Source organism: Pseudomonas sp. 15C, from assembly GCF_055484735.1.
The window spans coordinates 11,739-33,207 of record NZ_JBUDGD010000039.1 but is presented as its reverse complement, the minus strand read 5'-3'; the positions used below and the strand labels follow the sequence as shown (position 1 = coordinate 33,207).

Annotated in this window: 2 protein-coding genes; both read left to right on the top strand. The window is 65.5% G+C overall.

Going from position 1 to position 21,469, the window contains the following annotated elements; translation table 11 throughout:
* Nucleotides 1-171: 171 nt before the first annotated feature.
* Complete coding sequence (locus ACYYKW_RS18810) at nucleotides 172-13,137, top strand: amino acid adenylation domain-containing protein (protein WP_464990812.1); 12,966 nt, start codon at nucleotides 172-174, stop codon at nucleotides 13,135-13,137.
* Nucleotides 13,134-21,434, top strand: a complete 8,301-nt coding sequence (locus tag ACYYKW_RS18805; RefSeq protein WP_464990811.1) for an amino acid adenylation domain-containing protein — start codon at nucleotides 13,134-13,136, stop codon at nucleotides 21,432-21,434. The genes ACYYKW_RS18810 and ACYYKW_RS18805 overlap by 4 nt, the downstream gene beginning before the upstream one ends.
* The last annotated feature ends 35 nt before the right edge of the window (nucleotides 21,435-21,469 follow it).

The following is a 21,469-nucleotide window of genomic DNA, read 5'->3' as shown; positions in this document are numbered from 1 at the left end:
AGCCCGGCGCCGGCGCACAAGCGTCTGCGCTGCCGTGCGCAGCGGGGCTTGTCCCGGCTTCCCATGTCAGACAGTGCGGCGCCGATGTTTTAGTTTTTCCCGGTTGCGCGCGGTCGCCACGGACTCGCCACTGCGTGCAGCTTTTTTCCAGTCTTTACAGCAGGTTATCTCATGCATTTCAGCGAACTGATGGCAGTTATTTCGACCCATGCGATCCGCCTTCAACAGGAAGATGAAGACCTGGTCATCCTGGGCGGTGACGACGCGCTGGACGATGAGCTGTGGGACAGCCTCGCCGCCCACAAGACGCAGTTGCTGGAGCTGGTCGCCCGGCACAACGGTGACTGGTTGAGCCCGGCGTACCGTGTCACTCCGGACATGCTGCCTCTGGTGACGCTCGATCAGGCCAGCCTCGACCGCATCGTCGCCGGCGTGCCGGGCGGTGCGGCCAATCTGCAGGACATCTATCCCCTGGCGCCTCTGCAGGAGGGCATGCTCTATCTGCATTTATCGGCAGCGGCGGGCGACCCCTACGTCTCGCAGGCGCGCTTCGCCTTTGCCAGTCGCAAGCGCCTGCAAGCCTTCGCCGACGCGCTGCAATGGATGATCGACCGCCATGACATTCTGCGCACGGCGTTTGTCTGGGACCGCTTGGACGAACCGCTGCAAGTGGTCCAGCGGCAGGCGACATTGCATTGCCAGGAATTCGAATTGAACACCCGCGGCGACGTGCTCGACCAACTGCTGCAGCGCCACGACCCGCAGCATTTCCGTCTCGATGTGCAGCAGGCGCCGCTGCTGCGCCTGGTGTTTGCTGACGATCCGGCCAATGGCCGTGTGGTTGCCGTGTTGCTTTTTCACCACTTGATCATGGATCACCTGGCGCTGGACGTGATCCGCCGCGAAGCGCAAGCCTTTCTGCTCGGGCACAGCGCGCAAGTGGGGGCGCCGGTGCCGTATCGCGATCATTTGGCGCGGGCGCGACTGGCCGCGAACGAGTCGGCCCACGAGGCGTTCTTCCGGGAAATGCTCGCCGATATCGACGAGCCGACACTGCCGTGCGGATTGCGCGACGTGCAGGGTGACGGGCACTCGATCGAAGAAGCCTCGCTGATGCTCGACGCCGCCCTGAGCCGGCAATTGCGCGAGCAGGCGCGGCAACTCGGGGTGAGCGTGGCCAGTGTCATGCACCTGGCGCTGGCGCGGGTGCTCGGCGAGTTGTCCGGGCGTACGGCGGTGGTGTTCGGCACCGTGCTGCTTGGGCGGATGGCGGCCGGCGAGGGCGGTGAACATGCGCTGGGGATGTTCATCAATACCTTGCCGCTGCGGGTGGATGTCGGCGCCGATGATGTGCGCGCCGGCGTGTTGCTGACCCACCGCCGGCTGACCGCGCTGCTCGGCCATGAGCAAGCCTCACTGGCGCTGGCCCAGCGCTGCAGCGCCGTGGCGGTGCCGACGCCACTGTTCAGCGCGATCCTCAATTACCGGCACAGCAGCGTCGATGAAGTGGCCGAAGTCATCGACATCGCCCCGGGCGTGCAGGTGCTGGGCGCTCGCGAACGCACCAACTATCCATTGACCGTCAACATCGATGATCTGGGCGAAGACCTGCGTATCACCGCGCTGGCCGAGGCCAGCCTGGGGGCGCAACGCATCGCCGCTTATCTGCAGACTACGCTGCAAGGCCTGATCGATGCGTTGCAGGCCAGCGCGCCGACACCGCTGCACAGCATTCGCATTCTGCCGGCGGCCGAGCGCGAACAACTGTTGCACGGCGTCAATACAAAGCGCGCGCATTTCCCCGACACGCCGCTGATCCACCAGCAGTTCGAAGCTCACGCCCAGTCCCGCCCGCACGCCACGGCGTTGCTGTTCGAGGAGCAGACCCTCAGCTACGACGACGTCAATCGCCGCGCCAACCAGGTGGCTCATCACCTGGTGGCACTGGGTATCCGCCCCGACGACCGTGTGGCGATCTGCGTCGAGCGTGGCCCGCAAATGATCATCGGCCTGCTCGGCGTGCTCAAGGCCGGCGCGGCTTATGTGCCGATCGACCCGGCGTATCCGCAGGAGCGCATCCACTTCACCCTGCAGGACAGCGCCCCGGCGGCGCTGCTGCTGCAAGCCGCGACACGGGATCGAGTCGGCACACTGCAAGTGCCGCTGATCGATCTCGACAGCCAGTCGCTGCGCGCCGAACCCGAAAGCAATCCGCTGATGGCCGGGTTGAGCCCGGCGCATCTGGCTTACGTGATCTACACCTCCGGCTCTACCGGTTTGCCCAAGGGCGTGATGGTCGAACATCGCAACGTGGCGCGGCTGTTTGCGGCGACTGTGCAGTGGTTTCACTTCAATGAGCGTGACGTATGGGCGTTGTTCCACTCGTTCGCCTTCGACTTTTCGGTGTGGGAAATCTGGGGCGCGCTGGCGTTCGGCGGGCAACTGCTGCTGGTGCCGCAAACCATCAGTCGGGCGCCGGACGAGTGCTATGCGTTGCTGTGCCGCAGCGGTGTCACTGTGCTCAACCAGACGCCGAGCGCGTTCCGCCAGTTGATCGCCGCACAGGGCCGCAGTGTGCTGCAGCATTCGTTGCGCGAAGTGATTTTCGGCGGCGAAGCACTGGAACCGGGGCTGCTCAAACCGTGGTATGCCCGCGTCGGCAACGCCGGCACGCGCTTGGTGAACATGTACGGCATCACCGAAACCACCGTGCACGTGACCTATCGACCGTTGCAGGCTGCCGATGCGCAATTGGTGGGTGTCAGCCCGATTGGCGGGCCAATCCCCGACCTGCACCTGTACGTGCTCAATCCTCACGGCGAACCGGTGCCGGTCGGAGTGACCGGCGAGTTGTACGTGGGTGGCGCGGGGGTGGCGCGCGGTTACCTCAACCGTCCAGAGCTGACCGCCGAGCGCTTCATTCGCGACCCGTTCAGCCACGCTGCCGACGCGCGCCTGTACAAAACCGGTGACCTGGCGCGCTGGGCCGTCGACGGTAGCCTCGACTACCTGGGGCGCAACGATGATCAAGTGAAGATCCGCGGTTTTCGCATCGAACTCGGCGAGATTCAGGCACGCCTGTCGGCGTGCGCCGGTGTCCGCGACGCGGTGGTGATTGCCCGCGAAGACAGCCCCGGCGATCCGCGCCTGGTCGCGTACTGGACCGCTGATGCCGGTGAAGAACCGAGCGTGGCGCAACTGCGTGAAACGCTGCTCGGCGCGCTGGCGGACTACATGGTGCCGAGTGCGTTCGTGCGTCTCGAGGCCTTGCCGCTGACCGCCAACGGCAAACTCGACCGCAAGGCCTTACCGGCGCCGGACAGTGATGCGTTTGCGCGAGGCGAATTCGAGCCGCCGCAAGGCGCGGTGGAAAGCCTGATTGCCGAGATCTGGCAAAGCGTGCTCGGCGTCGAACAGGTCGGGCGGCATGACAACTTTTTCGAGCTGGGCGGGCATTCGCTGCTGGCGGTCAGGCTGATCGAACGCATGCGTCAGCACGACTTGCACTGCGATGTGCGGGTGCTGTTCGGGCAGCCGAGCGTGGCGGCGTTGGCGGCCAGTCTCGGCGCGCCGCAGGTGCACGCGGCACCGGCCAATCGCATCGAACCCGGCTGCACGGCGATTACCCCTGAGCATTTGCCGTTGGCCGATCTCGATCAGGCCGGCATCGACACGGTGCTGGCCAGCGTGCCCGGCGGCGTCGCCAATGTTCAGGACATCTACGCGCTGGCGCCGCTGCAGGCGGGGATTCTCTATCACCACCTCGCCACCCACAGCGGCGATCCCTACGTGTTGCAGGCGCAGTTCGCCTTCGATGGCCTGGCGCAGATCAAAGATTTCGTGCGTGCCTTGAACAGCGTGATTGCCCGCCATGACATCCTGCGGACCAGTGTGGTCTGGGAAGGTCTGGAGGAACCGGTGCAAGTAGTGTGGCGCGAGGCGCCCCTGCATCTTCAGCGAATCGATGCCGACGAGCTCACCGGCGATGTGCTGGAGCAGATGCAGGCACGTTTCGATCCGCGGCACTATCGCCTCGATCTCAAGCACGCGCCGCTGCTGCGGTTCGCCTACACCGAAGACCGCGCCGGGCAGCGCTGGGTCGGCATCCTGCTGATGCATCACATCGTCCTCGACCACACCGCGCTGGAGGTGCTGGTGGCGGAAATGAGCGACCTGCTGCAAGGGCGCACGAACAATCTGCCGCCAGCGGTGCAATACCGCAATTACGTAGCTCAGGCCCGTGCGGGCGCGGATGACCAAGCGCACGCAGAGTTCTTCCGCGACATGCTGGGCGACATCAGCGAACCGACGCTGGCGTTCGGTGTGCAGGATGTGCTCGGTGACGGCAGTGCCAGCGTCGACAGCCAGTTACCCCTCGACGCAGGTCTTGGCCGGCGCCTGCGCGAGTTGTCCCGGCATCTGGGGATCAGCATTGCCAGCCTCGTGCATCAGGCCTGGGCGCAAGTGCTGGCGCAGGTTTCCGGCCAGCAGGACGTGGTGTTCGGCACCGTGCTGCTGGGGCGCATGCAGGGCGGCGCGGGCGCGGATCGCGCGTTGGGCATGTTCATCAACACCTTGCCGTTGCGCGTCACGGTTGCCGCTGACTCGGTGCAGGACAGCGTGCTCACGACCCATCAACGCCTGGCGCAGTTGCTCGGGCATGAGCAGGCTTCACTGGCCTTGGCCCAGCGCTGCAGCGCTGTCGCGGCGACCTCGCCGTTGTTCAGCACGCTGCTCAATTACCGCCACAGTCCGGCGGACACGGCCGCGGTGAAATGGGATGGCATCGAGATTCTCTGCTCGCGCGAACGCAGCAATTATCCGCTGGTGGTCAGCGTCGATGACCTCGGTGACGGTTTCCTCTTGAATGTGCAGGCTGTGCCTGAAGTGGACGGCGCGCGGGTGTGCGATTACTTGCAGACCGCGTTGCACAGTCTGGTGAATGCACTCGAACACTCGCCGCAGCTGCCCGTACAGCAGTTGTCGATTGTCTCGCCGGGCGAACGCCAGCAGGTGTTGTTCGGCTTCAACGCCACCGCGCGGCCAGTCCCGCCAGCGCAGACGGTGCAGCGTCTGGTCGAAGCGCAAGCACTGGCCAATCCCCAGGCGTGGGCGGCGGTGCAGGGCGAATGGCGTCTGAGTTATGCCGAGCTGAATCAGCGCGCCAACCGCCTGGCCCACCACCTGATCGGTCTCGGCGTACAGCCGGATGACCGTGTCGCGGTGTGCCTGCGCCGCAGTCCGCAGATGCTCGTGGCGCTGCTGGCGATTCTCAAGGCCGGCGCGGCTTATGTGCCGGTCGATCCGGCTCACCCGCGCGAGCGCATCGCCTATCTGTTGCAGGACTGCGAGCCGCTGGCGGTACTCGCCGAGACCGCAACCTGCGGCTTGCTCGGCACGGTGCCGCGGATCGATCTGGACAGCGACGGCTGGGCGCATTTGTCCGACGCCAACCCGCAATTGCCGGCGCTGACCCCGGCGCACCTCGCCTATGTCATCTACACCTCCGGTTCCACCGGCCAGCCAAAAGGCGTGATGGTCGAACACCGTACGTTGGAAAATCTGGTGCACTGGCACGCTGAAGCGTTCGACCTGCAGGCTGGCAGCCATACGGCCAGCGTTGCCGGGTTCGGGTTTGACGCCATGGCCTGGGAGGTCTGGCCGGCCTTGTGCGTGGGCGCGACCCTGCACCTGCCACCGGCCTCGATCGGCAATCAACACCTGGATGAGTTGCTCGAGTGGTGGCAGGCGCAGCCGTTGCAGGTGAGCTTTCTGCCGACGCCAGTCGCCGAATATGCGTTCAGCCGCGAGCTAGGCCACCCGACCCTGCGCACGCTGTTGATCGGCGGCGACAAGCTGCGGCAGTTGCCGCGTGATCAAACCTTCGAGGTGATCAACAACTACGGACCGACCGAAGCCACGGTCGTGGCAACGTCGGGGCGAATCGAGTCCGGGCAGGTGTTGCACATCGGTCGACCGATTGCCAATGGCAAAGTCTATCTGCTCGACAGTCGGCAACAACCGGTGCCCGTCGGCGTGCAGGGCGAGTTGTACGTCGGCGGCGCCGGCGTCGCGCGCGGTTACCTGAATCGCTCGGCATTGACCGCCGAGATGTTCCTCGACGACCCGTTCAGCGATGAACCGCACGCGCGTATGTACCGCACCGGTGACCTCGCCCGTTGGCGCGCAGACGGCACGCTCGAGTACCTGGGGCGCAATGACGATCAGGTCAAACTGCGTGGCGTGCGCATCGAGCCGGGGGAAATCGAAGCCGCGCTGCGCGCGCATAGCGCCGTGCAAGACGCGGTGGTGCTGGTGCGTGACGGGCGCTTGCTGACCTGGTTCAGCGAACGCAGCGCAGTAGATATTGCCGACTTGCGTCGGCACCTGCAGAGCCGATTGCCGGAGGCGCTGATTCCTGCCGCTTACGTGCGCGTCGAGGCGATGCCGCTGACCGCCAACGGCAAGCTTGACCGCAAAGCCTTGCCGGAGCCGGATCACAGCGCCTGGCTCAGCCATGAATACGCCGCGCCGCAAGGTGCGCTGGAACAGGCGCTGGCGCAGATCTGGAGCGATCTGCTCAAGGTCGAGCAGGTCGGCCGTCACGACAATTTCTTTGAGCTTGGCGGGCATTCGCTGCTTGCCGTGAGCCTGATCGAACGTCTGCGCCAGCTCGGGCTGAGTGCCGATGTTCGCGTGCTGTTCAGCCAGCCGACCCTCGCCGCACTGGCGGCTGCGCTGGGCAGCGGTCGCGAAGTCGAGGTGCCGGCCAATCGCATTGCCGCCGACTGCCGCCACATCAGCGCCGACATGTTGAGCCTCAGCGAACTGGATCAGGCCAGTGTCGAACGCATCGTCGCCACGGTTCCGGGCGGCGCGGCCAACGTGCAGGATATCTATCCGCTGGCGCCGTTGCAGGAAGGCATTCTTTATCACCACCTCAGCGCCGGCCAGGGCGATCCGTATCTGCTGCAATCGAGTCTGGCGTTTGCCGACATCGACCGCCTGTACGCCTTCGTCCACGCCCTGCAATGTGTCATCGAGCGCCACGACATTCTGCGCACCAGCGTGGTCTGGGAAGGGCTGCCGAGTCCGCAACAAGTGGTCTGGCGGCGTGCGCCATTAGCGGTCGACGGCGTGGCGCTGGACGCGGCAGAGGGTGACGTGCTCGCCCAGTTGCAAGCGCGTTTCGCTGCCCGCCAATGGCGCCTCGATCTCGGCCAGGCGCCGCTGATGCGCCTGGTGTATGCCGCCGATCCCGTGCACAAACGCGTCGTCGCCATGCTGCTGTTCCATCACATCGCCCTCGATCACACCGCGCTGGCGGTGGTGCGTCAGGAAATGCAGGCCAGTCTGCTCGGTGCCATTGAGCCGCTGCCAGCCGCCGCGCCATACCGCAATTACGTGGCGCAGGCTCGCCACGGCGTCAGCGAGCAGGAACACGAAACCTTCTTTTCAGAGATGCTCGGCGACATCGACGAGCCGACCTTGCCGTTCGGTCTGCGCGAAGTGGAAAGTGAGGGCGACGACGTCGAGGCGTTTGTCAGCGGATTGCCAGTGGAGTTGAGCCAGCGCTTGCGAGCGCAGGCGCGCCGCTTCGGGGTCAGCGCCGCCAGTTTGTTCCATCTCGCCTGGGCGCAGGTGCTGGCGGCCACGGCCGGGCAGCCGAACGTAGTGTTCGGCACGGTGTTGCTCGGTCGTCTGCAGGGCGGTGCGGGCGCTGATCGTGCGCTGGGCATGTTCATCAATACCTTGCCGTTGCGCGTCGATGTCGCCGAGGCCGGCGTCGGTGTGGCGCTGCGCGGTGTGCACCAGCGGCTCGCTGCGCTGCTCGGTCATGAACACGCGTCACTGGCACTCGCCCAGCGTTGCAGTGCGGTGGCTGCGCCGTCGCCGCTGTTCAGCTCGGTGCTCAATTATCGCCACAGCGCGGCGGGTCATTCCGATGAGGCAGCGTGGCAGGGGATCGAATTTCTCGCTCACGAGGGGCGCAGTCATTACCCACTGACGCTGAGCATCAACGATCTTGGCGAGGGCTTCGATCTGTCGGTGCTGACGCCCGCCGAAGTCGGCGCGCAACGGGTCTGCGACTTGATGCACAGCACGCTGGCGGCGCTGGTGTCAGCGCTGGAGCAAAATCCCGAACAGGCGCTGAATCGCCTGGCGATCCTGCCGCCGTCAGAGCGCGAGCGAGTACTCAGCCAGTTCAACGCCAGCGCCAGGGCATTCCCGCCTGCGCAAACCGTGCACCGCCTCTTCGAAGCCCAGGCCTTGCTCAATCCGCAGGCTGTGGCGGTGCAAGCGGGTGAGCAACAGCTGACCTACGCGCAGCTCAATCAACAGGCCAATCGCCTCGCGCATTATCTCCTCGCGCTGGGCGTGCGGCCCGACGCGCGGGTGGCGGTTTCCACCCGGCGCGGCCCGCACATGCTGCTGGCGATGCTGGCGGTGCTCAAGGCCGGCGCAGCCTATGTGCCGATCGACCCGGCGCATCCGGCCGAGCGCATCGCTTACCTGCTGGCCGACAGCGCACCGCTGGCGTTGCTGGTGTCCGGCGTGGAACCGGGCGCGGTGAACGTGCCGGTGATCGATCTTGGCGACGAGCGCTGGCAGGACTTGCCCGAGCAGAATCCGCAAGTGGCCGGTTTGACTGCGAACCATCTGGCCTATGTGATTTACACCTCCGGCTCCACCGGCCAGCCAAAAGGCGTGATGGTCGAACACCACAGCCTGGAAAACCTCGTGCACTGGCACGCGCAAGCGTTCGACCTGCACGCCGGCAGCCATACGGCGAGCGTTGCCGGGTTCGGGTTTGATGCCATGGCCTGGGAGGTCTGGCCGACCTTGTGTGTCGGCGCGACCCTGCACTTGCCGCCGGCGTCGATCGGCAATGAACACCTCGACGAATTGCTCGAATGGTGGCGAGCGCAGCCGTTGCAGGTGAGCTTCCTGCCGACGCCGGTGGCCGAATATGCGTTCAGCCGCGAGTTGGGCCATCCGACCTTGCGCACCCTGTTGATCGGCGGCGACAAACTCAGGCAGTGCCCGCGTGATCAGACCTTCGAGGTGATCAACAACTACGGACCGACCGAAGCCACGGTGGTGGCGACCTCGGGTCGCATCGAGGCGGGGCAGGCGTTGCACATCGGCCGACCCATCGCCAATGCCAGGGTGTATGTCCTCGATGGGCAGCAGAAACCTTCGCCGGTGGGCGGCAAAGGCGAGTTGTACGTCGCCGGCGCAGGCGTGGCCAGGGGTTATCTGAACCGCGATGAATTGACCGCCGAGCGCTTTCTTGCTGACCCGTTCAGCACTGAACCAGACGCGCGCATGTATCGCACCGGCGACCTTGTGCGCTGGCGTGCCGACGGCACGCTGGAGTATCTGGGGCGCAATGACGATCAGGTCAAGCTGCGTGGCGTGCGGGTGGAACTTGGCGAAATCGAAGCCGCGCTGGCCAGTCATCCGGCGCTGCAGGACGCCGTGGCGCAGGTGCGCGACGGGCAGTTGCTGGCGTGGTTCACCGCGCGCGGCGCCGTGGCTATCGACGACTTGCGCCAGCACCTGCAGACGCGCTTGCCGCAAGCCTTGCTGCCGGCCGCCTACGTGCGTCTCGACGCGTTGCCGTTGACCACCAATGGCAAACTCGACCGCAAGGCCTTGCCGGAACCGGATCAAAGCGCCTGGCTCAGCCGTCAGTACCAGGCGCCGCAAGGCCCGGTGGAAACCGCGCTGGCGCAGATCTGGCGCGAAGTGCTCAAGGTCGAACAAGTCGGCCGGCACGACAACTTCTTCGAACTGGGCGGGCACTCGTTGCTGGCGGTCAGCGTCATCGAACGCATGCGCCAGATCGATCTGAGCACCGACGTGCGCGTGCTGTTCAGCCAGCCGACCCTGGCGGCGCTGGCAGCGGCGGTCGGTAGCGGCCGCGAGATCGAAGTGCCGGCCAACGGCATCGCGGCGGACTGCACTTACATCACGCCGAGCATGCTCAGCCTGCTCGAACTGGACCAGGCCAGCATCGAACGCATCGTCGCCACGGTGCCGGGCGGCGCGGCCAACGTGCAGGATATTTACCCGCTGGCGCCATTGCAGGAAGGCATTCTTTATCACCACATCACGGCCGGGCAACACGACCCGTACGTACTGCATTCGCGGCTGATGTTCGCCAGTGTCGAGCGGGTCGAAGCCTTTGCCAGCGCGTTGCGTCAGGTCATGGCGCGCCACGACATCCTGCGTACTTCGATCGTCTGGCAGGGCTTGGCTGCGCCGGTGCAGGTGGTGTGGCGCGAGGCGCAGTTGCCAGTGGAGGAGGTCGCGTTCGCGCAACTGTCGACGCGCGCGCTGGATCTCGCCCAGGCGCCGCTGATCCGCTTGTTGCATGCGCGCGATCCGAGCACCGGGCTAGTGGCCGGCCTGCTGTTGTTCCATCACATCGCCCTCGATCACACGGCGCTTGAAGTGGTGCGCGAAGAAATGCAGATCAGCCTCGCTGGCGAACAGCGCTCGCTGCCGCCGGCGGCGCCGTACCGCAACTACGTAGCACAGGCGCGGCTGGGCGTCAGTGAGACGGAGCACGAGGAGTTCTTCCGCGACATGCTCGGTGATGTCGATGAGCCGACGCTGCCGTTCGGCTTGCAGGACGTCAACACCGCGGCGGGGACTTACGAGGAAGCCGCGCTGGCACTGCCCGATGCCCTGGCACAGCGCCTGCGCCGCCAGGCACGACAGCTGGGCATCAGCGTCGCCAGCGTGTTTCATCTGGCGTGGGCGCAGGTGCTGGGCGCCACTTCCGGGCAGGAGCGGGTGGTGTTCGGCACGGTGCTGATGGGCCGCATGCAGGGCGGGGCAGGGGCGGATCGCGGACTGGGGATGTTCATCAATACCCTCCCGCTGCGCGTCGATCTCGGCGCGCAACCGGTGCGCGCCGCGCTGGCGGCCACCCATGGGCGGCTCACCGGCCTGCTGGCGCACGAGCATGCCTCGCTGGCTCTGGTCCAGCGTTGCAGCCGAATCGCTGCACCGGCGCCGTTGTTCAGTGCGATGCTCAACTATCGGCATGGCAGCGCGACGCTTGCGCAGGCGCATCCGGCGTGGCACGGCATCGAAACCCTGCACAGCGAGGAGCGCACCAATTATCCGCTGAGCCTCAACGTCGACGATCTCGGCACAGATTTCAGGCTCACCGCGATCACCTCGGCCGAGGTCGGTGCGTTGCGCATCTGTAACTACATGGAGACGGCGTTGCAGACACTGGTCGAGGCGTTGGAGCAGACGCCGCAGCAACCGATCGAGCAGTTGTCGGTGTTGCCGCAGGCCGAGCGTCAGCGCTTGCTGTTCGACTTCAACGCGACGGCGGTCGATTACGACTTGCAGCAAACCCTGCACGGGCTGTTCGAAGCGCAAGTGCTGCGCACGCCGCAGGCCGTCGCGGTGCAGATCGACGCTCAATGCCTGAGTTTCCAACAGCTCAACGAGCGCGCCAACCGCCTCGCCCATCACCTGATCGGGCTCGGCGTGCAGGCGGATTCGCGGGTGGCGATCTGCGTCGAGCGCAGTCTCGCCATGGTCGTTGGCCTGCTGGCGATCCTCAAGGCGGGTGGCGCGTATGTGCCGCTGGACCCGGACTACCCGGCCGAACGCATCGCCTGCATGCTTGCCGACAGTGCGCCGGTGGCGCTGCTGGTGCAGGGCAGCACGGCCTCGCAGGCCGGCGCACTGGCGGTGCCGGTGATCAATCTGGACGAGGACATCTGGCGCGACATGCCGGCGGACAACCCGCCACGCGAGCGCCTGACGTCGGCGCATCTGGCCTACGTGATCTATACCTCCGGCTCTACCGGTCAGCCCAAGGGTGTGGCCAACGAACACGGTGCGGTGGTCAACCGTTTGCTGTGGATGCAGGACGCCTATGCGTTGACGGCGGCGGATACCGTGTTGCAGAAAACCCCGTTCAGTTTTGACGTGTCGGTGTGGGAGTTCTTCTGGCCGCTGATGACCGGCGCGCGCCTGTTGCTGGCCCGCCCTGGCGGGCACAAGGAACCGGCATACCTGAGCGCGCTGATCGATCGCGAACAGGTCAGCACCGTGCATTTTGTGCCATCGATGCTCGACGTGTTTCTCGCCCACGGCCAGACCGAGCGCTGTGCCGGCTTGCGCCAGGTGATGTGCAGTGGGGAGGCGTTGCCCGGCAGTCTGGTGCGGCGTTTCAAACAGCAGTTGCCGGCCAGCCAGTTGCACAACCTGTACGGCCCGACCGAAGCGGCGGTGGACGTCACCGCGTGGCATTGCGCCGGGCCGGTGCACGACACGCCGGACAATACGCCGATCGGCAAACCGATCGCCAATACGCGGATGTACATCCTCGACGCGCAGCAACAACCGGTGCCGCAAGGTGTGGTCGGCGAGCTGTACATCGGTGGCGTACAGGTCGCGCGCGGCTACCTCAATCGCGCCGAACTGAGTGCCGAACGCTTTCTGCGTGACCCGTTCAGCCCGCAGGCGCAAGCGCGCATGTATCGCACCGGCGATATCGCTCGTTATCGTGCCGACGGCAATATCGAATACCTGGGCCGCAACGACGATCAAGTGAAGATTCGCGGCCTGCGCATCGAGCTGGGGGAAATCCAGGCGGGCCTGACCCGCATCGACGGCGTGCAGGAAGCGGCGGTGCTGGCCCGCGAAGACGTGCCGGGGGACAAGCGCCTGGTGGCGTATTACACCGGTGCGCGGCTGGACATCGACATCCTTCGCGCCGCATTACTGCACGGCTTGCCGGACTACATGGTGCCGGCCACCTACATCCATCTCGACCGTCTGCCGCTGAGCCCCAACGGCAAACTCGACCGCAAGGCGCTGCCCGCGCCGAATCAGGACGCGCTCGTCAGCCGGCCGTACGAGGCACCCATCGGCGAGGTGGAAATCACCCTGGCGCGGCTGTGGGGCGAATTGCTCAATGTCGAACGGGTCGGCCGTCACGACCACTTTTTCGAGCTGGGCGGGCACTCGCTGCTGGCGGTGAGTCTGGTCGGCCGGCTGCAACAGGAAGGCATGGAGGCTGACGTGCGGGCGTTGTTCGAGCACCCGACACTGGCCGGTTACGCAGCAATCACGGAAAGAATGGAGATCGTCCTGTGAGCCTGAATCCCTTGTTGGCAACCCTTAAAGCCCGCGACATCCAATTGACGGTCACAGACGACCAGTTGCGCGTCAATGGCAACAAGCAGGCGCTTGGAGATCCGACGCTGCTGGCGTCGTTGCGCGAGCACAAGGCGGCGCTGATCGAACTGATCAAGGCCGGCGGGTACTCCGCCGCCCGCGTCGGTCAGGTCGAGGTGCCGGCCAATGGTATTGCGCTCGGTTGCACCCGGATCACTCCGGCGATGCTGACCCTGACGCAACTGAGCCAGGACGCTATCGAACAACTGCTCGAAGGCATTCCCGGCGGGGCGGCGAACGTGCAGGACATCTATCCGCTGACACCGTTGCAGGAAGGCATTCTCTATCATCACGTCAGCGCGCAGCACGGTGATCCCTATGTCATGCAGGCGCATTTCGCCTTCAGCGGCGCGGAGCGTTTGCAGGCATTCGTCGACGCCTTGCAAACGGTCATTAATCGCCACGACATTCTGCGCACGGCGGTGGTCTGGGAAGGTCTCGACACGCCGCTGCAAGTGGTCCTGCGCGATGCCCGCCTGCCGCTGGAAGAAGTGCTGCTGGAGGCTGAGGGCGGCGATGCGCTGAGCCTACTGCACGAACGCTTCGACGCTCGCCAGTTCCGCCTCGACGTGACGCGCGCGCCGCTGTTGCGCCTGGCGCATGCCTGGGACGCGCGCGAACAGCGCATCGTCGCGATGCTGCTGTTCCATCACATGGCGATGGACCACTCGGCACTGGCGGTGGTCAGCGAGGAATTGCAGGCCTGCCTGTGCGGACAGGCCGCGCGGCTGGGCGCGCCTGTGCCGTTTCGCAATTACGTGGCGCAGGCGCGCCTGGGCATCAGCGAGGCGCAACACGAAGGGTTTTTCCGCGAGATGCTCGCCGACATCGACCAACCGACCTTGCCCTATGGCCTGCAAGGTGTGCACGGCGATGGCAGCGATATTGTCGAATTCAGCCAGGCGCTCGAACCGCCACTTGAGCGCCGCTTGCGCGCACAGGCGCGGCGCCTGGGCGTCAGCGTCGCGAGCTTGTTCCACCTCGGTTGGGGCCAGGTGCTGAGTGCCCTGACCGGGCAGGCGAGCGTGGTTTTCGGCACCGTGCTGATGGGGCGCATGCACAACGCCGAAGGCACCGAACGTGCACTGGGCATCTTCATCAACACCTTGCCGCTGCGAGTCGACATCACCACGCTGGCCGTCGCTGAAGCGATCAAGGCCACTCACGCGCGGCTGACCACGCTGATGCGCCACGAACATGCGCCGTTGGCATTGGCGCAGCGATGCAGTGGCGTGGTCGCCTCATCGCCGTTGTTCAGCACGCTGCTCAACTATCGCCACAGCGCCTCGAGCGCCAACGCCAGCGCCGAAGCACTCGCCGCCTGGGAGGGCATCAGTGTGCTGCGCTCGGAAGAACGCACCAATTATCCGCTGACCCTGAGCATTGACGACTTCGGCGAGCGCTTCAGCCTGACCTTGCTGGCCACTCGCGCCGTCGACGGTCAGCGTCTGTGCGCCTATCTGTTGTGTGCGATCGAGCAATTGCTGTCGGCACTCGAACAGGCGCCGCAAACGCCGCTGAATCGGTTGTCGGTGCTGTCGGCGGAGGAGCGCGAGCAACTGTTGCACGGGTTCAATGCCAGCCAGGTCGATTACCCGCCAGCGCAGCCTGTTCATCAGCGGTTCGAAGCGCAGGTGCTGGCGCGTCCGGATGCGCTGGCCGCGGTGCACATGGGCGAGTCGCTGACCTTTGCCGAGCTGAACCACAAGGCCAATGCGCTGGCCCACCAGTTGCTCGATCTGGGCGTGCAGCCTGATGACCGTGTCGCCATCGTCGCCCGCCGCGGTCTGCAAGCGCTGACCGGTTTGCTGGCGATCCTCAAGGCCGGCGCCGCTTACGTGCCGGTCGATCCGGCGCACCCGGCCGAACGCCTGCTGCATTTGCTGCGCGACAGTGCGCCGGTGGCGGTGCTGACCAGCGCCGATCTGCGTGAACGCCTGCCGAGGCTGGCGATCCCGATGCTCAATCTCGACCCGCGCACCTGGCCGCTGGGCATCACCCGCAACCTACACCTGCCGAATCTGCAGGCAAGCCATCTGGCCTACGTGATCTACACCTCCGGCTCGACCGGTTTGCCCAAGGGCGTGATGGTCGAGCATGGCACGCTGTCGAACCTGGTCGATTGGCACTGTTCGGCCTTCGACCTGTGTGCCGGCCGTCACACCTCAAGCCTCGCGGGATTCGGCTTCGACGCCATGGCCTGGGAGATCTGGCCGGCGCTGTGCGCGGGCGCCACGCTACACATCGCCCCGGCGCATGACGGCAGTGAAGACATCGACACGTTGCTCGACTGGTGGCGCGCGCAGCCGCTGGACGTGAGTTTCCTGCCCACGCCTGTGGCCGAATACGCCTTTAGCCAACACCTGGAACACCCGACGTTGCGCACGCTGCTGATCGGCGGCGACCGCTTGCGCCAGTTCTCGCGCAACCAGCGTTTCGACGTGATCAACAATTACGGCCCGACCGAAACCACAGTGGTCGCGACCTCCGGACGCATCGACAGCGATGACGCCTTGCACATCGGCAAACCGGTGAGCAATGCCACGGTGTATCTGCTCGATGAGCAACATCGCCCCGTACCGATTGGCGCGGTCGGCGAGCTGTACATTGGCGGCAGAGGTGTGGCGAGGGGGTACTTGAACCAGCCGCAGCTGACGGCCGAACGCTTCCTGCGCGATCCCTTCAGTAGTGCAGCGCAGGCGCGCATGTACCGCTCCGGCGACCTCGCGCGCTGGCGCAGCGACGGCACGCTTGAGTACCTGGGACGCAATGACGACCAGGTGAAAATTCGCGGCGTGCGCATCGAACCGGGCGAGATCGAGAATCGCCTCAATCAGTTGCCGGGGATTCAGGAGGCGGTCGTGCTGGCGCGCGAAGATCAGCCGGGACAGCCGCGCCTGGTGGCGTATTTCACCGAGCAGGCGCAGGTGCAGGCATTGGCCGTTGGGGAATTGCGCGCGTTGTTGCTGACGCAGTTGCCGGAATACATGGTGCCGTCTGCCTTCGTCAAACTCGACGGATTACCGCTGACCGCCAACGGCAAACTCGACCGCAAGGCCTTGCCCAAGCCTGAGCGCTCGGCCGTGTTCACCCGTGAATACGCCGCACCGCAAGGGGAAGTGGAAATCGCCCTGGCCGACATCTGGGCCGATGTGCTGCAGGTCGAGCGGGTAGGGCGCGAAGACCATTTCTTCGAGCTGGGCGGGCATTCGCTGCTGGCGATGCGCATGGTTGCGCAGGTGCGCCAGCGACTCGGCGTCGAGCTGGTGCTCAGCGATCTGTTTGCCAACGCCGAGCTGGCAGCGGTGGCGCAGGTATTGACCGAAGCCGGGCGCTGCACGCAACCGCCGATCCTGCCGGCATCGCGTGAAACGGCGCTGCCGTTGTCGTTTTCGCAGCAGCGCTTCTGGTTTCTGGCGCAGATGGAGGGCGCCAACACTGCTTACAACATCCCGATTGCCCTGCGCTTGCGCGGTGCCCTGGACGACGATGCCCTGCAACGCGCGCTGGCCCGTATCGTCGCCCGCCACGAAACGTTGCGCAGTCGCTTCGCACCGCTCGCTGGCGACGCTCAGGTGCTGATCGCGCCGGTCGACAGCGGCCTGCTGTTGCGGGTCGAGGATCTGCGCCAGCACCCACAGGCGGACGAGGCGTTACAGGCGCTGATTCAGGGCGAGGCTTCGGGGCCGTTCGATCTGCTTGACGACCCGCTGATTCGCGGGCGTCTGGTGCGTCTGGCCGATGATCATCATGTGCTGCTGCTGACGCTGCACCACATCATCTCCGACGGTTGGTCGATGGGCGTGCTGACCCGCGAACTGATGGCGCTGTACCGGGCCTTCAGTCAGGGCGAAGACGATCCGTTGCCGGCGCTGACCCTGCAATACGGTGACTACGCGGTGTGGCAGCGGCGCTGGTTGAGCGGCGAGGTGTTGCAGCGCCAAAGCGAATATTGGCAACGCACCCTGCGTGACGTGCCGGCCTTGCTGACCTTGCCGACGGATCGGCCGCGCCCGGCGCAGCAGGACTACGCCGGCAGCAGCATTGCGCTACAACTGGACGAGCGTCTGAGCGCCGGGCTCAAGGCCTTGAGTCAGCGCCACGGGGTGACGTTGTACATGACCTTGCTCAGTGCCTGGGCGTTGCTGCTCGGGCGTTTGGCCGGGCAGACCGACGTGGTCATCGGTTCGCCGGTGGCCAACCGCAATCGGGCCGAAGTCGAGGGCATGATCGGCCTGTTCGTCAACACTCTGGCCCTGCGTATCGACACCGCGGGCGAGCTGACCGGCGAAGCGCTGCTGGCGCGGGTCAAGACCCTGACCTTGCAGGCTCAGGCGCATCAGGATCTGCCGTTCGAGCAAGTGGTGGAGTTGACCCGGCCGGTGCGCAGCCTCGCGCACAGTCCGCTGTTCCAGACCATGTTCAATTGGCGCAACAGCGACGGCCCGGCACTGGCCCTCGGTGAGCTGACCCTGGAAGCCGTGGCCGAGCCGAGCCACTTTGCCAAGTTCGATCTGACCTTGACCCTCGGCGACACCGGCGCGGGCATTGGCGGCTGGCTGGAATACGCCACGGCGCTGTTCGATGAAACCACGGTGCAGCGTTTTGCCGGTTACCTGCAGCAACTGCTACAGGCCATGGTCAGCAACGATCAGGCGCTGCTTGCCCAGGTGCCATTGATAACGGACGAAGAACGCCAGCGCTTGCTGGTGGATTTCAATGACACCGCACGGGACTACCCGCACAACCACACCGTGCAGCATTTGTTCGAAACATTGGTCATGCAACAACCCGACGCCGTCGCAGCGCTGCACGGCCAGCAGACGCTGAGCTATGCCGAGTTGAACCGCCGGGCCAATCGGCTGGCGCATCATCTGCGCAGCGACGGGGTAAAATCTGGCGACGCGGTGGCGATCCTGTTGCCGCGCTCGCTGGACCTGCTGATCGCGCAACTGGCGGTCGGCAAATGCGCGGCGGCGTGGGTGCCGCTGGATATTCACGCCCCAAGCGAGCGCCAGGCGTTCATGGTCGAGGATTGCCAGGCCGCCGCGCTGCTGACGCACAGCACCACCCCGCTGACCTTTGCCGCACGGCGCATCGATCTTGATCGGCTGCCGCTCGAGGCTCAGCCCAGCCATAACCCGGATCTGTCGCAGTCGGCCGAGTCGCTGGCGTACATCATGTACACCTCGGGCTCTACCGGCATGCCGAAAGGCGTCATGGTCCCGCATCGGGCGATCACGCGGCTGGTGATCAATAACGGCTACGCCGATTTCAATCGCCAGGATTGCGTTGCGTTTGCCTCCAATCCGGCGTTCGATGCCAGCACCATGGACGTCTGGGGCGCGCTGCTCAACGGCGCGCGGGTGGCGATCATCGATCACGCGACGTTGCTCGACCCGCACGCGTTCGGCGGCGAACTCAAGCGCAGCGGCGCGAGCATCCTGTTCGTCACCACCGCACTGTTCAACCAGTATGTGCAGCTGATTCCCGACGCCCTGAAGGGCTTGCGCATCCTGCTCTGCGGCGGCGAGCGCGGCGATCCGGCGGCGTTTCGCACGTTGCGCGCCGAGGCGCCGGATGTGCGTCTGGTGCATTGCTATGGCCCGACGGAAACCACCACTTACGCCACCACGTTTGCCGTGCAGAATGTCGCCGATGAGGCCGACAGCGTGTCGATTGGCGGGCCGATCTCCAACACCCAGGTCTATGTGCTCGACGCCTTCCAGCAACCGGTACCGTTCGGCGTGACCGGTGAGTTGTACATCGGCGGGCAGGGCGTTGCCCTGGGCTACCTGAATCGGCCCGAGCTGACCGCAGAGAAATTTCTCCCGGACCCGTTCAGCGGCAGGCCCGACGCGGTGATGTACCGCACCGGCGATCTGGTGCGCTGGCTGGCGCCGGGGCAGCTTGAGTGCATCGGTCGCAATGACGATCAGGTGAAAATCCGCGGCTTCCGCATTGAGCTGGGCGAGATCGAAAACCGTCTGCTCAGCTGTCCCGGGGTCAGGGAAGCCGTGGTACTGGCGCGGCGTGACGGCGCGCAAACCACCCGTCTGGTGGCCTATTTCAGCGCTGACGATGCCGAACTGCACAGCGCCACCTTGCGCGCGTTGTTGCAGGCACGCTTACCGGAATACATGGTGCCTTCGGCGTGGGTGCGGCTGGAGAATCTGCCGCTGAACAATAATGGCAAGGTCGATCGCAAGGCCTTGCCGGAGCCGACCCAGGAGGCTTTGCTCAACCGCGTGTACGAGGCGCCGGGTAACGCGCTGGAAATCCGTCTCGCCGGATTGTGGAGCGAAATCCTCCAGGTTGACCGGGTCGGTCGTCACGACAATTTCTTCGAACTGGGCGGGCATTCGTTGCTGGCGGTGCGGCTGGTCAGTCAGATGCAGCAGGCCGGTCTGCCGATGACCCTCGCCGAGTTGTTCCAGCAGCCGAGCATTGAGGCGATGGCTGCGCTGCTCGCTGAGCGTGACGGGATCAGCGAGGCGGAGCCGGGGCTCATCGTGGTCCGCGCGGGCAGTCAAGGTACGCCGCTGTTTCTGGTGCATGAATTCAGCGGCCGCGATGTGTATTTTCCGGCGCTGGGCCGTCATATCGAGGGTGATTTCCCGATCTACGGTCTGCCCGGTATCGAGTTCGGCCAGGCGCAATTGCGCACCCTCGAATGCCTGGCGACACGCATGGCCGGGATCATTCGCGACAGACAACCTCACGGGCCTTATCGATTGGCTGGCTGGTCGTTCGGCGGTGTACTGGCTTATGAAGTCGCGCAGCAATTGCTGGGGCAGGACGAAGTCGTTGAGTTCATCGGCCTGATCGACAGCTACGTGCCGCGTCTGGCCGATCCGCACAAGGCGCGCTGGAACGACGCCCACGTGCACAAACGTCAGTTGCTCCTGCATTGCACCGCGCACTGGCTGGGCCTTGGCGAGGATGGTCAGCGTGGATTGACGGCGCTGGCCGCGTTGCAAACCGAGCTGGACGCACTGACGTTCGCCGACCTGCTGGAGCGCTGCCAGCAGCAGCAATTGCTCCATCCGGAGCTGGCAGCAGCCTCGGCAGCCGATACCTGGCATTACCTGGATCGCGAGGTTGCCCACGGGCATGCGCTGGCGCATTACCGGGTCAGTCCGCTGCCGGTGCCGCTGCATGTGTTTCGCGCACAGCAACGTTCGGCGGCGATGGCGCAGCTCAGCCCGACCCTCGGCTGGGCCGAAGAATTGCCCAATGCCGAGTTGCGTTGCATCGACGTGCCCGGCGATCACCAGAACATGATGAAAGCCCCGCATATTCAAGCGCTGGGTCAGGCGCTCAGCCAGGCACTGGTGCAAGCAAAGGTGCCGACATTGCCGGTCTATCAACCGCTGGTGACCATCCAGACTGGCGACAGTGCAAGGGCGCCGATCTTCTGCGTGCCGGGGGCCGGCGACAGTGTTACCGGCTTCATTCAGCTGACCGAAGCCCTCGGCCCCGAGTGGCCGGTGCATGGTCTGCAACCGCGCGGGCTGGAAGGCGACGCGGTGCCGCACAGTCAGGTCGAGGCGGCGGCGCGCTGTTACCGGCGGGCGATCGAGCAGCTCTATCCGCAAGGCCCTGTCCATCTGCTCGGGCACTCCTTCGGTGGCTGGGTGGCGCACGCCCTGGCCGCGCAATTACAGGCCGACGGGCGCGAAGTGGCGTCGCTGACGCTGATCGACAGTGAGTCACCCGGCGGCAACGGCGTCGTTGGCAAACCCTACACCGCAACCGCGGCGTTACAGCGGCTGATCGAGGCGCTGCAACTGTCGGCCGGCACCTCACTGGGCATCGATGCCGAGATGTTTGCCGCAGCCGATGACGCCACGCAACTACGTCTGCTGCACGAGGGCATGGTGCGTGCGGGCGTGCTGTCGGCGCGATCTGCGCCGCAGTCTTTGCTCGGCTCGACGCGCACGTTCGCCAGTGCGTTGCGCACGGTGTATCAACCGCGTCAGCGCTACAGCGGCCCGGTGCGGTTGGCGCTGGTGGACGATCCGACGCTCGATGCGGCGGGCAATCAGCGCGAGCAAGCGGCGATGGTTGAAGGCTGGCGCCGCGAGGTCGCGGATCTGACGGTGTGGTACGGGCCGGGCAACCATTTCACCTTGCTCAAGGCGCCCAACGTGTTCAGTTTCGCCGCGTGGTGGCACGAGGGTCACAAGCAACCGGCCAAGGCAATGTTCTCCTGATCGATGTGTACGTCTTGCAGCCCGGCCGCTGGCCG